Origin of the sequence: Collinsella bouchesdurhonensis, assembly GCF_900155365.1 — a bacterium.
Classification (GTDB): Bacteria; Actinomycetota; Coriobacteriia; order Coriobacteriales; family Coriobacteriaceae; genus Collinsella; species Collinsella bouchesdurhonensis.
In genome coordinates, this window is the sequence record NZ_LT699738.1 from 276,355 (window position 1) to 290,595 (window position 14,241).

Annotated in this window: 15 protein-coding genes; 3 read left to right on the forward strand and 12 right to left on the reverse strand. The window is 59.4% G+C overall.

What is annotated here, in order from left to right; genetic code table 11:
- Window positions 1-354 precede the first annotated feature (354 nt).
- The 5 genes from BQ9843_RS01850 to dnaK form a co-directional block, all read right to left on the reverse strand.
- Complete coding sequence (locus BQ9843_RS01850; RefSeq protein WP_075843642.1) at window positions 355-672, reverse strand: hypothetical protein; 318 nt, start codon at window positions 670-672, stop codon at window positions 355-357.
- A gap of 9 nt (window positions 673-681) precedes the next feature.
- On the reverse strand, window positions 682-1,086 hold the full coding sequence (locus tag BQ9843_RS01855) for a heat shock protein transcriptional repressor HspR (RefSeq protein ID WP_022387557.1): 405 nt from the start codon (window positions 1,084-1,086) through the stop codon (window positions 682-684).
- Between the two features lie 54 nt (window positions 1,087-1,140).
- The gene (locus BQ9843_RS01860; RefSeq protein ID WP_075843643.1) at window positions 1,141-2,106 is read right to left on the reverse strand and encodes a DnaJ C-terminal domain-containing protein; all 966 of its coding nucleotides are present in this window, start codon (window positions 2,104-2,106) and stop codon (window positions 1,141-1,143) included.
- A 76-nt stretch (window positions 2,107-2,182) separates the two neighbouring features.
- On the reverse strand, window positions 2,183-3,034 hold the full coding sequence (locus BQ9843_RS01865) for a nucleotide exchange factor GrpE (RefSeq protein WP_083647868.1): 852 nt from the start codon (window positions 3,032-3,034) through the stop codon (window positions 2,183-2,185).
- Window positions 3,035-3,036: 2 nt separating this feature from the next.
- Complete coding sequence (dnaK, locus tag BQ9843_RS01870) at window positions 3,037-4,938, reverse strand: molecular chaperone DnaK (protein ID WP_075843644.1); 1,902 nt, start codon at window positions 4,936-4,938, stop codon at window positions 3,037-3,039.
- Between the two features lie 416 nt (window positions 4,939-5,354).
- On the opposite strand from dnaK, the gene BQ9843_RS01875 reads away from it, so the two are divergent.
- Entirely contained in the window at window positions 5,355-5,540 is a 186-nt protein-coding gene (locus BQ9843_RS01875) for a 4Fe-4S binding protein (protein ID WP_022387553.1), read from the forward strand.
- Between the two features lie 86 nt (window positions 5,541-5,626).
- Here the strand turns inward: BQ9843_RS01875 and BQ9843_RS08635 are convergent, their stop codons facing one another.
- The 6 genes from BQ9843_RS08635 to BQ9843_RS01905 form a co-directional block, all read right to left on the reverse strand.
- Window positions 5,627-7,048, reverse strand: coding sequence for a tetratricopeptide repeat protein (locus BQ9843_RS08635; protein WP_075843645.1), 1,422 nt, complete (start codon window positions 7,046-7,048; stop codon window positions 5,627-5,629).
- A 120-nt stretch (window positions 7,049-7,168) separates the two neighbouring features.
- Entirely contained in the window at window positions 7,169-7,717 is a 549-nt protein-coding gene (locus BQ9843_RS01885; RefSeq protein WP_230205535.1) for a transcription repressor NadR, read from the reverse strand.
- Window positions 7,714-8,574, reverse strand: a complete 861-nt coding sequence (gene nadC / locus BQ9843_RS01890) for a carboxylating nicotinate-nucleotide diphosphorylase (RefSeq protein WP_075843647.1) — start codon at window positions 8,572-8,574, stop codon at window positions 7,714-7,716. The genes BQ9843_RS01885 and nadC overlap by 4 nt, the downstream gene beginning before the upstream one ends.
- Before the next feature lie 6 nt (window positions 8,575-8,580).
- A complete protein-coding gene (locus tag BQ9843_RS01895) occupies window positions 8,581-10,038 on the reverse strand; it encodes an L-aspartate oxidase (protein ID WP_230205536.1) in 1,458 nt (485 codons plus the stop codon).
- Window positions 10,039-10,050: 12 nt separating this feature from the next.
- The gene (gene nadA, locus BQ9843_RS01900; RefSeq protein ID WP_083647869.1) at window positions 10,051-11,076 is read right to left on the reverse strand and encodes a quinolinate synthase NadA; all 1,026 of its coding nucleotides are present in this window, start codon (window positions 11,074-11,076) and stop codon (window positions 10,051-10,053) included.
- A gap of 144 nt (window positions 11,077-11,220) precedes the next feature.
- Window positions 11,221-11,796, reverse strand: a complete 576-nt coding sequence (locus BQ9843_RS01905; RefSeq protein ID WP_075843648.1) for a hypothetical protein — start codon at window positions 11,794-11,796, stop codon at window positions 11,221-11,223.
- A 167-nt stretch (window positions 11,797-11,963) separates the two neighbouring features.
- On the opposite strand from BQ9843_RS01905, the gene trxA reads away from it, so the two are divergent.
- Complete coding sequence (trxA, locus tag BQ9843_RS01910) at window positions 11,964-12,284, forward strand: thioredoxin (RefSeq protein WP_075843649.1); 321 nt, start codon at window positions 11,964-11,966, stop codon at window positions 12,282-12,284.
- Between the two features lie 147 nt (window positions 12,285-12,431).
- Window positions 12,432-13,094 carry an HAD family hydrolase gene (locus tag BQ9843_RS01915; protein WP_075843650.1) on the forward strand — a complete coding sequence of 221 codons (663 nt, stop codon included), beginning with the start codon at window positions 12,432-12,434 and terminating at the stop codon, window positions 13,092-13,094.
- Between the two features lie 34 nt (window positions 13,095-13,128).
- Here BQ9843_RS01915 and tsaD read toward each other — a convergent pair.
- Window positions 13,129-14,241: tRNA (adenosine(37)-N6)-threonylcarbamoyltransferase complex transferase subunit TsaD (gene tsaD / locus BQ9843_RS08835; RefSeq protein ID WP_230205537.1), on the reverse strand; the 1,113-nt coding region annotated here is incomplete at its 5' end.

Genomic DNA, 14,241 nt, shown 5'->3' on the forward strand with positions numbered 1-14,241 from the left:
GCGCGCCTGTAAAAAATACGGTTATAGGTATGTTTGGACAAGATACGCGAATATCTCGGCTTTTCGACACCATTTATGCAGGAAAAACAACTCAATGGATCCTGTCTACTTAGATTTTCGCTTTAACCTACCTATAACCATATTTTTTGAAGCAGAGGTCCCGAAAGGCCCCACTCCTGCCCAAGGTTTATTCAAGCGCAGGCGTATCGCCGACCAGCTAACGCCCGCACAGCCCATGTCAACACCCGGAACAGGGTGTCCCAAACGGAACGACCCTGCTTGCGAAAAAGCCCGCCGGAGCGTTAGCTCCGGCGGGCCTCACCGCACAAAGTAACCCCAGGCAGGGATGCGAAACTACTTCCAGTCAATACGACGCTTTGTGGCAAAAGCGCCCGCTGCCAGGCCGACAACAAGCACAACAATAGCCCCCACAACAGCGGGAACGGTCGCCACATAGGACGCCACAAAGGAAACGAGCACAAACAGAAACGCCGCTTCCAGGCAAAAGAGCGCCACCTCATAGCACGCTTGATGCTCGCTTTCGCAGCCGCGCGCCTGCGCCGCGGCATCGAACACCTCGTTGAGGCGAGGCGACTTACGCATCATGAGCAAGGCGCCCAAAATCATGAAGATGACGCCAATGCACCCAAAAATAGCCTGAATTACCTGCATAAACAGCCCCTACTGGCCAAGCAGGCCACGCAGAACCTGCTGAGGATCGCCCGAGCCATCACGCGGAACCAACGCGGTGATCTTCTTTTGCATCTTGAACTCGTGCAATTCTTCCTCGAGCTGGCGCACGCGGGAGCGAAGCTTCTCGTTTTCGCGCTCACGCTCCTCCGAGCGCTCTTTCATATCGAGGATGCGTACCACGCCAGCCAAATTAATGCCCTCGTCGGTAAGCTGGTTGATAAGCTCCAGACGCTCGATGTCGGCACGCGAGTACAAACGCGTGTTGCCACCCGAGCGCTGCGGGTTCACCAAACCCTTGGACTCATAGACACGCAGCGTCTGAGGGTGCATGCCCGTGAGCTCTGCCGCCACGCTGATCATGTACAGCGGCTTATTCCTGTTGTCATCGGCCATGGCCCTCAGCCTGCTTTCAATCGACTACCCCACCATGGTACACAGTTGGGGTCGCTAGAACTTTGCGAAGTACTTGTTAACCTCTGCGCGGTAATCGCGCGTGTCCTCCTTGCGGAGCTTCTCGAACACCTTGCGCTCGTCGTCGGTAAGATGCTCGGGCACGACAACCTCGATCTCGACGATCAAAGCACCCGTGCGGCCACGATGCGAAACGTCCGGCGCTCCCAGGCCCTTGCAGCGGAACTTCTTGCCCGTCTGCGTACCTGCGGGGATGTCCAACTTGACCTTGGAGCCACCCGGAGTAGGAACCTCAATCTGGCATCCCAGCGCAGCCTCGGTATACGAGACGGGCACCGTCATGGTTACATCGGCGCGCTTGCGTTTGAACAGCGGATGCTCCTGCACGCGTACGGTAACCACCAGGTCGCCGCGTCCGCCGCCACCGGTGCCGTATTCGCCACGACCCTTAAAGCGCATCTTGCCGCCGTCTACCGCACCAGCAGGAATGGAGATGGTGATAGCCTGGGGCTCGCCCGTCGAGGGGACACGATAGTTGACCTTCTGGGTCACGCCACGAAACGCGTCGTCTGCCGAAACCTCGACATCTACCGAGAGGTCACCTCCACGCGAGGCCCTACTGCGAGGCTGGCCGCCAAAACCGCCGAAGCCCCCAAAGCCGCCAAAGCCCTCAAAATTTTGAGCCCAATCCGAGCCGCCCACGCCTTCGCCGCGCATGACGCTGCTCAAAATATCGTCCCAAGGAACGTTCTGGCCGCTATAGCCACGCGCACCGCCGGCACCGGGAATGCCTCCGAAGGCGAGCATCTGGTCGTACTCTTTACGCTTCTTCTCGTTTGAAAGCGTATCGTACGCCTCGGAAATCTCCTTGAACTTTGCCTCGTCACCGCCCGCATCGGGATGGTACTTTTGCGCGAGTTTCCTAAACGCAGACTTGATCTCTTTATTGGTGGCGTTTTTCGAAACGCCCAAAACATCGTAGAACGTCTTATTGCCAGCCATGGTTTTGCCCTCCTTTCGAGAGCGAGGATCATCAAGATTAAAAGGGCCCCAGGCGAATGCCCGAGGCCCTCAGGTGCTACTCTTCCGAGCCCGTTGCCTCATCGGCCGCCGGCTCGCCTTCCGGCGCCTCTTCTGGAGCCGGTCGCTTCTCACCGCCGTAGGTCACGGTCACCATCGCGGAACGCAGCACGTGGCCCGCCATGCGATAGCCCTTCTGGTACACGTCGTTGACCGTCTCGTCATACTGAGACGCATCCTCAACGCGTCCAACGGCCTGCTGCTCAAGCGGATCGAATGCCTCGCCCTTGGGATCGATGGGTTCCACGCCCTCATGGGCAAACACGTCGAGCATCTTGGCATGAACCGCGTCCACGCCGTCTACGAACTGGCTGAAGTCATCGGCCATATCCAGAGTGCGAGCGTGATCGATAGCACGCTCGATGTCGTCGACCACCGGCAGCAAGGCGCACACGAGCTTCTCGGTAGCGCGCTCGCGCTCCGCCAGGCGCTCGTTTGCCGTACGACGGCGGAAGTTCTCCCAGTCGGCCTGGAGGCGAGCCGTGCGCTCGGCAGCCTCGTGAGCCTTGTCCTCAGCAGCTTTCTGCGCTTCGGCAGCAGCGTCGAGCTCAGAGCGTACGTCGGCAAGCTCCTTTTGAGCCTGCTCGAACTTGAGCTTAAAATCGTCGTCCGCAGCCTGCTCACCAGCACGAATGGCGGCCTCGACCATCTCTTCTTCGGTCATCGTCGCCTCCTCGGCATCAATCGAATCCGTGGCACCAGCGGTCTGGGGCGCATCGTCCTTCTCGTCCGCGGTCTCCACGGCGTCTTCTACAGGAATCTTCACGTCCTTCTCCTCAGAGTCAGCAGAGGCGGCGGTGCCGGCAGCAACGCCGGCACCCGCCTCTGTTCGAGCTTGTTCGGCGGACATGACTAGTTGTTGTCCTTGTCGTCGTCCACGACCTCAAAGTCGGCGTCAACGACATCGTCATCGCCGGCGGCAGCAGCACCGTCGCCCGCGCCGCTTGCCTGCTGAGCATCGGCGTAGACGATCTGCGCCAGCTCGTAGGCCACAGACTGCAGTGCCTCGCTGGAGGACTTGATGGCCTCGATGTCGGAGCCCTCAAGAGCCTTCTTGGCATCGGCGATAGCGGCCTCGGTCTTGCCCTTGAGGTCTGCGTTCACCTTGTCGCCCAGCTCGTTGAGCGTCTGCTCGGTGGAGTAGACAAGGGAGTCGGCCTGGTTGCGAACCTCGACCTCTTCCTTCTGCTTCTTGTCCTCCTCGGCATGAGCCTCGGCGTCCTTGACCATGCGATCGACTTCGTCGTCAGAAAGCGCGGTGGAGCCGGAGATGGTGATCTGCTGCTCCTTGCCGGTGCCCTTGTCCTTAGCGGAGACCTTCACGATGCCGTTGGCATCGATGTCAAAGGTGACCTCGATCTGAGGCACGCCGCGGCGGGCAGCGGGGATACCGGTGAGCTGGAACTTACCGAGCGACTTGTTGTCGCGAGCAAGCTCGCGCTCGCCCTGAAGGACGTTGATCTCGACGCTGGTCTGGTTATCGGCGGCAGTGGAGTAGATCTCGGTCTTGGAGGTCGGGATGGTGGTGTTGCGGTCGATCATCTTGGTCATGACGCCGCCCATGGTCTCGACGCCCAGCGACAGCGGGGTCACGTCGAGCAGCAGGATGCCCTCAACGTCGCCGGTGAGAACGCCGCCCTGAACAGCAGCGCCGTCGGCAACAACCTCGTCTGGGTTCACGGACATGTTGGGCTGCTTGCCGGTCATGGCCTTAACAAGGTCCTGAACAGCGGGCATACGGGTGGAACCGCCGACGAGGATGACCTCGGTCAGATCGGAGAGCTTGAGGTTAGCGTCGCGCAGAGCGTTGGTGACAGGCTGCTTGCAGCGCTCGAGCAGGTCGCGGGTGATCTTCTCGAACTCAGCGCGGGTCAGCGTGTAGTTGAGGTGCAGCGGGCCAGACTGGTTCATGGTGATGAACGGCAGGTTGATGGTGGTCTGCTGGGCAGCGGAGAGCTCCTTCTTGGCGTTCTCGGCAGCCTCCTTCAGACGCTGCAGGGCCATGGGGTCCTGGCGCAGATCGATGCTGTTCTCCTGCTGGAACTTGTCGGCCATCCAGTCGATGACACGCTGATCCCAGTCGTCGCCGCCCAGGTGGTTATCGCCAGAGGTGGACAGAACCTCGAACACGCCGTCGGCAAGGTCGAGGATGGAGACGTCGAAGGTGCCGCCTCCCAGGTCGAAGACGAGGATGCGCTGGTCGGAGCCCTGCTTGTCAAGGCCATAAGCCAAGGCAGCAGCGGTTGGCTCGTTGACGATACGCTTGACGTTGAGGCCAGCGATCTTGCCGGCGTCCTTGGTGGCCTGGCGCTGAGCGTCGTTGAAGTACGCAGGAACGGTGATGACGGCGTCGGTGACGGTCTCGCCAAGGTACTTCTCGGCGTCGGCCTTCATCTTGGCGAGAGTCATAGCAGAGATCTGCTCGGCGGTGTAATCCTCGCCCTCGATGTTGACAACGGCACGGCCGCCCTGGCCCTCCTTGACCTCGTACGGAACGGTCTTGAGCTCAGAGGTGCACTCGGAATACTTGCGGCCCATGAAACGCTTGATGGAAAACACAGTGTTCTTGGGGTTGGTGACAGCCTGGTTTTTAGCAGCCTTGCCCACAACGCGATCACCATCGGCACGGAAGCCAACCACAGACGGGGTCGTGCGGTCGCCCTCGGCGTTGACGATGATGGTGGGGGAGCCACCCTCCAAAACTGCCATGGCGGAGTTAGTAGTACCAAGGTCGATACCAAGAATCTTGCCCATGAGAAATCCCTTCTTTTCTGCTTTCGCGCAACCTCGACCCATGCCAAAGTGCGCTGCGAGCTTTTTGTTCGAGATGTAGTGTATCCCCTTATGGGCTCGAATATACAAAATCTAAGTCATTCCATATAAGATTTTTTATTTCTTTGGATGCAGGTCTTGCGCCAAGAGGGTCAAACGGGGCTAAACGCAGGATTACGCCACCAAAAGACCTTGCCCCATAGCGACATGCCAGGCTCAAGAGCCATATAACTTACGCCCAAGGGAGATTTCACAAATAGTAAGCCGCCGTTGACTCGGCGAACGGTATGAAGATGCAGCGCACAGGGTATTGCAAACCGTCGGGCGCGTGGTATGTTTTTGCCCGAATCAAACCGGCGCGCGTCGTCTGTAGCGCCGGTCAACAGAGAGGAAAAATCATGGCTCATCCCGTAATCGATGCCGACGAGTGCATCTCCTGTGGCGTTTGCGTTGACACCTGCCCCTGTGGCGTTCTTGAGCTCCAGGACGTCGCCACTGTTGTAGACGAGGATTCCTGCGCTGCTTGCGGTGCTTGCCAGGAGGCTTGCCCCGCCGGCGCCATCACCGAGATCGCTGAGGACTAGCATCTAGCCCACGCGAACAGCTCGCATGCAAAGAGGCCCATCGCACCATACGATGGGCCTCTTTTTTCTTGCTCTTAGCAAACCTTCTACTTTGAATACCTAAAATTAGCCGTGTAGAGGTAATCGAAATACAGATCGTGGCTATTATCCGACTCGCTCCAGCTCAACGACCATGTTCCGTCTCCATTTCGCACAAGCGACGTTTGGTCATCGATTGGAATGCTGCCCGGAATGCCCGTCACATCAAGGGAGAAGGACTTGGAGACACTACTGCCATTTACGTACTCGCCGATCGTTGAGAAATTGGTGTAGCGATAAAACGACACGGAACCGCTCAGGTGCACAGAGCCATCCGAGTTCAGGGAGGCATCGATGGAAAGATCCTCCCCCGTAATGGTGTCGGTGGATTCCCACCAATAGTAATAACCCGTTGATTTTGAGGTCTGCGTCACCCTGCACTTCGATGGGTCACAAGATTTATACGTGCCGGCAAGGTCCATAATCGGCTTTGCGGCGTTGAGCTGCCCTTTAAGCGCTCCAACGGTTTTGCCATCGCACCCAAAATCATCCGGAAGTTTGCCAAGATAATCCAGCGCGCTATCGACCTTGTTATCTTCTATACACTGCAAAGCCGACTCAAACGTGGCCTTCTTCTGAGCTAAGTCGTCTGCATTGGCACGCTGCTCCTCAAATTGAGGGCCCAAAGCCGCATAGATATACTGCGCAGCGGCATACTCCTGCTGTTCCATAAGCTTCTCTGCGCACGTTTTTGCCCGATCGAGCGAATCTTTATAATCGCCCAGAGCCGCAAAGGATTTGCCGGCAGAAGCGTAGTCGCCCTCATCAAACAGAGTGACGGCCTTCACGTAATAATCTGCATCCTGGGCCTTTTCCTTGCATTTTTTAGCGTCCTTGTAAGGAATTGCCTTTTCAAAAAGCGAGATGGCAGACTCGTAGTCGCCCTTTTTCATCTTCTCTTTGCCCTGCTCGTAGTAGAGCGCCTTCTGCGCGGTTTCCTTGCGCTCGGCAGCATCGGCAAAGTTGCCGGCCTTGTCATAAAGCTCAATCGCCCGACTGTAGTCACCACTATCAAACGCGCTACTCGCCTGAAAATATGTAGCGCCAGGCAATCCCACAGCAAGAATCAGTACGGCGGCAACCAGGATGACGCCCGCAACAATCAAATTGCGGACTAGTTTTTTGCGGCCCTCCTCGTCCTGTGGGATAAACGACGCGATGGATTTACCGGTCTTGTCCTCGGTGTCCTCGGTGTCCTCGGTGTCCTCGGTGTCCTCGGTGTCCTCGGTGTCCTCGGTGTCCTCGGTGTCCTCGGTGTCCTCGGTGTCCTCGGTGTCCTCGGTGTCCTCGGTGTCCTCGGTGTCCTCGGTGAGGCGATTGTCAGGCAGCACGTCGCCTTGCAACCCGTCTTTAGCGTCTTCGCACTCAACGGCCATCTCGTCGTTGGTTGAGCCTTCCGTTAAGGATACGTTTTTCGTCTCGTCGCCCATATAATCATCTCCCATGTCGAGCTGCACTGAGCTTTACATAGGAGCCGCCCCGTTCTGTTGAGCAACAAATATGAGCGGCATCAAAAAGCGGGGCGAAGCCCAAAGACCTCGCCCCGCCATCTACTCTAGCCCGTCTTCGTAGGGCAAAATCTCGGCCAGATAGCCCTTGGCACGCAGGGCCGCCTCGATCTCGTCGAGCTGCTCCTCGGTCTCGGCGGCGATGCGATGAAAATGGTATCCGCTCGTCACCGTCATGAGGGGATAACTCTTGCCCGTGCGGATGCCTTCCAAGTAGCGCTCGGCATCACGACGATTGCGAACGTCCAGGTCGGCAGTAATCTTGCCGTAGACGCGATGGTTGACCATCACGTTGAGCACGGCGCCGCCCAAATCGACGATCGTGTTGAGCTCGTCGCCCACGTCATCGACACCATGGTGCACCTTGACCAAGCGCGTGGGAACGCAAGGCCGCCCCTCCCCCTCGCGCAGCACATAGCCGCGGCTCGTCGCCACCACATCGTGGCCGTCGGCACGCAAAAGAGCGATATCTTGCACAACAACCTGACGGCTCACGCCGGCGGCGCGGGCAAGGGCGCTGCCCGAGATAGGGCGAGATGCCCCCTGGAGTTCGCGAATGATTGCCTGGCGACGCTCATCACCGTTCATCATGCACCGTCCAGCATACGCAGATGCTTCAATGAAAGATCCAGAATGGGCGCGGAATGAGTCAGCGCACCGGAACTAATAAAGTCCACGCCCAGATCTGCCAGCGCGCGGATGTTCTGGGCGTCCACGTTGCCCGAGGCCTCCACCTTGGCGCGGCCGTCGATGACCTCAATCGCTTTTGCCATGGCATCGTGGTCCATGTTGTCGAGCATGATGATGTCGGCACCGGCGTCTGCCGCCTCGCGCACCATGTCCAGGTTTTCGCACTCGATCTCGACCGTGCAAGTAAACGATGCGTGGGCGCGAGCCATCTGAATCGCCTTTGTCACGCCGCCCGCAGCGTCGATGTGGTTATCTTTGAGCATGACCGCGGTCGAGAGGTTATAGCGGTGATTGAAGCCGCCGCCTGCGAGCACAGCCGCTTTTTCGAACACGCGCATGCCCGGCGTGGTCTTGCGCGTATCCACAAGTTTGGTATTTGTGCCCTCGAGCGCCCGCACCATGCGACGTGTATAAGTAGCGATGCCGCTCATACGCTGCAGATAGTTGAGGGCAACGCGCTCGCCCGAAAGCAGGATGCGAGCGTCGCCCTTGACGGTAGCCAGATGCTGGCCTGCGTGAACTTCATCGCCATCGGCAACTGTTGCCTCGACCGTCGTTGCGGGATCGAGCAGCGCAAAGGTGCGCGCAAACACATCCAAACCGGCGATAACGCCGTCTGCCTTGGCGATGAGCTGCACCTCGGCCCGGCGTGCCTGGGGGCACACCGATGCCGTGCTCACGTCTTCGAACGTAATGTCCTCGCGCAGCGCCTGCAAGATCAGGTCGTCGCCAACCAATTTCATCGCAATGGGATCCATAACCCGCTATGCCTCCTTAGCGTCTGCGTTGATCGTCTCGATATCCATCGGAGCGTCTCCATACGCCACCGGCTCGGATACGGCGGTGCCAAACTCGCGGCACAACGCGTCGATACTCAAATTACCCGCTGCCGAAAGGCGATGTGCGCCATCGAGGGCCGGCTCGCCTGCGCGCTCCACGCCCAAAGATGCACCGTGCACCATGCTGTATGCAGCGCGGCGTGCAAATACAAGCGACTCCAGCAAGCTATTCGATGCCAGGCGGTTCTTTCCGTGCACGCCATTGCAGCTGGTCTCGCCCGCCGCATACAGGCCGGGCATGCTCGTTGCCGAATCGCGATTAACCCAAACGCCGCCCATAAAGTAGTGCTGCGTGGGAACCACAGGAATCGGCTCGTCCATGATATCGCGGCCATCCTCCAGGCAACGCGCGCGAATGTTTGCGAAGTGGCCGCAAATCACATCGCGCGGCACCGGAGCAAAGCTCAGCCACTCGTGATCGGAGCCGTCCTTTTTCATCTGGCTCCTAATGGCGGCTGCAACCACGTCGCGCGGCTGCAGCTCGTCGGTAAAGCGCTCGCCCGCCTGGTTAAGGAGCACGGCGCCTTCGCCGCGGCAGCTCTCGGAAATCAGAAAGGTGCGACCGGGCTGAGGCGAGGCTAGACCCGTTGGGTGGATCTGCACGTAATCGAGGTGCTCGCACGCAATGCCATGCTGAGTTGCGATATAGCACGCATCGCCCGTGAGCTGCGGATAATTAGTCGAATGATCGTATACGCCGCCGATACCGCCGCAGGCCCACAGCGTATGCGTCGCGCGGATGTTGAAGGGAGCAGCCGCACCATCGGCAGACTTGCCCAGCGTCCCGCTCAGTTCGTCAGCCGGGTCGAGAGAGGCCTCCTCCGTCACCGGAACGGCCACGACACCCGCGCAGGTGTCTACGCCATCGTGCGATTCGAGCAGGATGTCGACCATCGCCACGTGCTCGAGAATCTTCACGTTGGGAAGACGACGCACCGCATCCAGCAGCTTGGTAGTAATTTCCTTGCCCGTGATGTCGGCGTGAAAGGCGATGCGCGGGCGACTGTGCGCGCCCTCGCGCGTAAAATCAAGGGTGCCGTCCAGCTTGCGCTCAAAGTCAACACCGAGCGCCAGCAGGTCATCGATCACAGTACGGCTGGAACGAATCATGATGTCGACGCTTTCGCGGCGGTTCTCAAAGTGCCCCGCGCGCAGTGTGTCGGTAAAAAATGCCTCGTAATCATCGCCCTCGGGCAGCACGCAGATGCCGCCTTGGGCGAGCATGGAGTCGCACTCGTCAACGCGCCCCTTGGAAAGCATCACGATCTGCGTATCCTCGGGCAGATTGAGCGCCGCATAGAGGCCGGCCACACCGCAACCGGCAATCACCACGTCGCATGCCATATTCTCGACGTTCGCGCTTGTCATATCCATAGGTTCCATCGTATTTGCCCCTTAGCGAGCTGCATAATCGAGCATGCGGTCGAGCGTGAGCTTTGCCTGCTCGGCCGCCTCAGGCGAAACGCCAATGTGTACTTCGCCCGCGCCTGTCTCAAGGCAGCGAACGAGTTTCTCAAGCGTAATCATATCCATGTTCACGCAGGTAGGACGCGTTGCCGGGAAGAAGAACTTCTTGCCCGTATCCTTGCAGCGGCGCTCCAACTCATACAGCACACCGGCAACGGTCACGATGATGAACTCGCGGGCGTCGGACTGCTCGGCAAACTTGATGATGCCGGCCGTGGAGCCAATGTAGTCGGCCTCGGCAAGAACATCGGCCTTGCACTCGGGGTGTGCAAGGACAAGTGCCTCGGGATGCGCCTCCTCAACATCGATAATCTGCTCGGGCGTGATAACGTGATGGCGCGGACAGTAGCCCTTGTTGAGAATCACGTGCTTTTCCGGCACCTGCTCGGCAACATAGCGTCCCAGGTTTTGATCGGGGATAAACAGCACGTGCTTTTGTGGCAGCTCGCTTACGATCTTCACGGCGTTTGAGCTGGTCACACACACGTCGGACCAGCTTTTGATCTCGACCGTGGAGTTGACGTAGCACACGACGGCAAGGTCGTCGCCGTATTGGGCGCGCGCCGCATCCACCGTCTCGCGCTTAACCATGTGCGCCATGGGACAATCGGCGCCCGGCTCGGGCAGCAGCACGGTCTTGTTGGGATTGAGCAGCTTGGCAGACTCGCCCATAAACTCAACGCCGCATAAAACGATGGTCTGCTGCGGCAGAGACTTTGCGAGTTTTGCCAGGTAGAACGAATCACCCACGTAGTCAGCCACGGCTTGGACCTCGGGCGACACATAATAGTGGGCCAAAATCACGGCATCGCGCTCGGCCTTAAGCGTATCGATGGCACGGGTCAACTCCTCCGGCACAAGAGCTGCTCGCTCCGTAGCCGTCGTTGCCGACGCCAAGCCTTCCTCGATGTCGCGCGCCAGATCGGCGGCACTTGCCAGTTGCGCCTCAGCCATGTAGGCCCCTCTCGAATAGGCTATATCTGGGGGCACAGTATGCCACTTGTAAAGACAGGTGACAAGACAGCTGTAAAGTCAGCACATTGGGGAAGGTGGGGCGAAGGCCGTTTGCCGAGGAGCTGCCCAACCCCGCACCCATCCTTAATACGGAGCGCCTACGGGACCGATCTGTTTGATATAGGCCCACATACGCTGCTTTTCGCGCTTGTCGCCCAGCGCGGCCTCGAATCCATCGAGCGCCAATACACGACGACCCAGCACATGGGCCACCAGTCCAGGCTTGAGCATCGCGGTGTCAAAATCGGCGATAGCCACCAGGGCATCGGCATAGGTCTCGCGCATGAGGTCTGCCGCCGTCGCATCCAGCAGCAGCACTGCCTCGGGGTCAAGCGCCTCCAGGGCCTCGCGGAACACCTCCGTGGGCAGCGTCGCACCCAGCGTAAGTGCTGGGTCGTCCCCCTCGCCCGCAACGGCCGCGAGCGCGCAAAAATCCTCGGGAGCATAGCCGATAGCCGTGCACGATGCGCGCAGCGCAGTGCCGTCCGCGCCGCCCAAAAGCGCGCCGCCAGCACGCTCTTCCTCATTGAGGTCGCCTTTGATGAGCACGATGGGCGAAAACGCGTTGCCCTCCATGCGCACGCCGCGAGCGCACAGGGCATCGAGCTCCTGACGCGTGGCTTCGAGTGCGGCCTTTTTCATCTGTGCCGATGCATGCATGTGCAAACCTCCGAGTGTCAATCTTGTCCATTCTATCGCGCCGCACACCAGCGCCACGGTGACAAATAAACCTTGACATCGCCGCTACCGACGCCACGTCTTTGGGTATAAGCGAATCGTATAAACATCCGACCCGCCCAAGCGGGCGTCGTATAAAGGAGTTTCCCATGGCAGCAATCCAGGAAATCACCGCCACCAATCTCGACAGCGTGCTGAATAACCCAAAGCCCGTGCTCGTTGACTTCTGGGCCCCCTGGTGCGGACCATGCCGCATGGTTTCGCCCGTGGTCGATGAAGTTGCAACCGACATGACCGACGTCATCGCCGTAGCCAAGTGCAATGTAGACGAAAACGAAGAACTCGCCCTCAAGTACGGCGTCATGTCCATCCCCACGCTCATCATCTTCCGCGACGGCGCCGAGGTCGGTCGCCTGGTAGGCGCCCTGCCCAAAGAAAAGCTTGTCGAGGAGATCAAGCGCACGATTTAATGCACGCGGCGTCTCGGCTGCGTCCACATGTCCTTTGTTTTGAGAATCGGGGTGCCCCTGCGGGTGCCCCGATTTCTTTGCGGCGGTTGCGCTACACTGTGCGCGGCCGCAGTGGCCTTTGACGCAATTCGCAACCCAGGAGGTTCCATGCCCATCACACACGTGATTTTTGATATGGACGGCACGCTTCTCAACACGCTCGAAGACCTTGCGGGCGCGGGCAATCATGTCTGCGAATTGCATGGATGGCCCACGTTTGCCATCGACGCCTATCGCTACAAGGTGGGAAACGGCATGCTTAAGCTCGTCGAGCGCTTTATGCCCGCCGAGTACGCCGGGGATTCCGCCATGTTCGAGCGCACCTATCACGAGTTTTGCGCCTACTACGCTCAGCACAAAGAAGACCACACCCATGTCTACCCCGGCATAAACAGCATGCTCGAGCGCATCAAGCAGGCAGGCGTGCGCACTGCCGTTCTCACCAACAAAGACCACGACGCCGCGCTGCCGCTCGCAGAAAAGTACTTTGGCGCCAAAGCATTCGACCTCGTGCAGGGACGAATCGATGCGTTTCCGCCCAAACCAGAAGCTCCCATCACCCTGCACGTAATGGAGCAGCTGGGCGCATGCGCACAAGAGACCCTCTATGTGGGCGATTCCAATGTCGATGTTCAGACGGGGCACAATGCCGGCATCAAAGTTGCAGGGGTCACCTGGGGTTTCCGCGGGCGCAAGGAGCTCGAGCAGGCCGGCGCCGACTACGTGGTCGATAGCGCCGAGGAACTCGAAAACCTTATTCTCGGCCTCTAGGGGGCGCCAGCAGCAGCGCCCCTGCTCAAGCAACCTACAAGGTCATATTGGGATCGGCGTCCACGTCAAAGGAGGCAAAATCGCCTTCCTTGAACTTGCGACGCGCGACCTCCGCGATCATCGCGGCATTATCCGTGCACGCGTTGAGCGGCGGAACCGTCACGCGAATACCCTGACGGCCCAGCTTTTGAATCATCATACGGCGCAGGTGCGGATTGGCCGAGACGCCACCGCCGATGCAGTACTCACGGCAGCCCGTCTCGCGCAAAGCGCCCTTGGCCTTCTTGTACTGCACGTCAAACACCGCCGCCTCAAACGATGCTGCCAGATCGGGCAGATGAAGGGTATTGCCGGCAGCAGTCTCGTGCTCAATATACGAAACCACAGCTGTTTTGAGGCCCGAAAGCGAAAAGCGATAATCACCGCGACGGTTGAGCGCACGGGGGAAATCGATAGCACGGGGATTGCCCGTCTCGGCAAGCTTGGAGATGATGGGGCCGCCCGGATAGCCCAGGCCAAGCGCCTTGGCAACTTTGTCAAAGGCCTCGCCCACCGCGTCGTCGAGCGTCTCGCCCAAAACCTCGTAGTCGCCCCACGCCTTCACATGCACAAGCATGGTGTGCCCGCCGGAAACGAGCGTGAAGATAAACGGCGGCTCAAGATCGGGCTGCGCCAGAAGGTTCGCGTAGAGATGACCCTCCAAGTGGTTGACGCAAATGAGCGGACAGCCAGCGCCCGCGGCAAAGCCCTTGGCAAAGGCCACGCCCACAACAAGCGCGCCCACAAGGCCCGGGCCTTGTGTCACGCCCACGGCGGCAAGCTCCGTCGGCGCAATGGGAGCGTCGAGCCCCAACGCCTCGGCGGCCTCCTCCAGGGCAGCATCCATCACGCCCACGATAACCTCAACGTGCTTGCGCGAGGCGATCTCGGGCACCACGCCGCCAAAACGAGCATGAAAATCAATCTGAGTGGACACCTGGTTGGCGAGCATGTTGCCTTTGGCATCGATGATGGCCACGGCCGTCTCGTCGCACGAGCTCTCGATTGCAAGCACAAGCTGCCGACGGGCAATCTCGGCCGCCTGCTCCTCGCCGCGCTCGGCGGCAGGTTGCGGCCAGGTGCGAACGGCAGCAGCCGTGGGCTCGGG

Bases quoted from the DNA above. Each gene is read 5' to 3' on its own strand.
- BQ9843_RS01850 (WP_075843642.1), bottom strand. From the start codon at position 672: ATGCAGGTAATTCAGGCTATTTTTGGGTGCATTGGCGTCATCTTCATG.
- BQ9843_RS01855 (WP_022387557.1), bottom strand. From the start codon at position 1,086: ATGGCCGATGACAACAGGAATAAGCCGCTGTACATGATCAGCGTGGCG.
- BQ9843_RS01860 (WP_075843643.1), bottom strand. From the start codon at position 2,106: ATGGCTGGCAATAAGACGTTCTACGATGTTTTGGGCGTTTCGAAAAAC.
- BQ9843_RS01865 (WP_083647868.1), bottom strand. From the start codon at position 3,034: ATGTCCGCCGAACAAGCTCGAACAGAGGCGGGTGCCGGCGTTGCTGCC.
- dnaK (WP_075843644.1), bottom strand. From the start codon at position 4,938: ATGGGCAAGATTCTTGGTATCGACCTTGGTACTACTAACTCCGCCATG.
- BQ9843_RS01875 (WP_022387553.1), top strand. From the start codon at position 5,355: ATGGCTCATCCCGTAATCGATGCCGACGAGTGCATCTCCTGTGGCGTT.
- BQ9843_RS08635 (WP_075843645.1), bottom strand. From the start codon at position 7,048: ATGGGCGACGAGACGAAAAACGTATCCTTAACGGAAGGCTCAACCAAC.
- BQ9843_RS01885 (WP_230205535.1), bottom strand. From the start codon at position 7,717: ATGATGAACGGTGATGAGCGTCGCCAGGCAATCATTCGCGAACTCCAG.
- nadC (WP_075843647.1), bottom strand. From the start codon at position 8,574: ATGGATCCCATTGCGATGAAATTGGTTGGCGACGACCTGATCTTGCAG.
- BQ9843_RS01895 (WP_230205536.1), bottom strand. From the start codon at position 10,038: ATGGAACCTATGGATATGACAAGCGCGAACGTCGAGAATATGGCATGC.
- nadA (WP_083647869.1), bottom strand. From the start codon at position 11,076: ATGGCTGAGGCGCAACTGGCAAGTGCCGCCGATCTGGCGCGCGACATC.
- BQ9843_RS01905 (WP_075843648.1), bottom strand. From the start codon at position 11,796: ATGCATGCATCGGCACAGATGAAAAAGGCCGCACTCGAAGCCACGCGT.
- trxA (WP_075843649.1), top strand. From the start codon at position 11,964: ATGGCAGCAATCCAGGAAATCACCGCCACCAATCTCGACAGCGTGCTG.
- BQ9843_RS01915 (WP_075843650.1), top strand. From the start codon at position 12,432: ATGCCCATCACACACGTGATTTTTGATATGGACGGCACGCTTCTCAAC.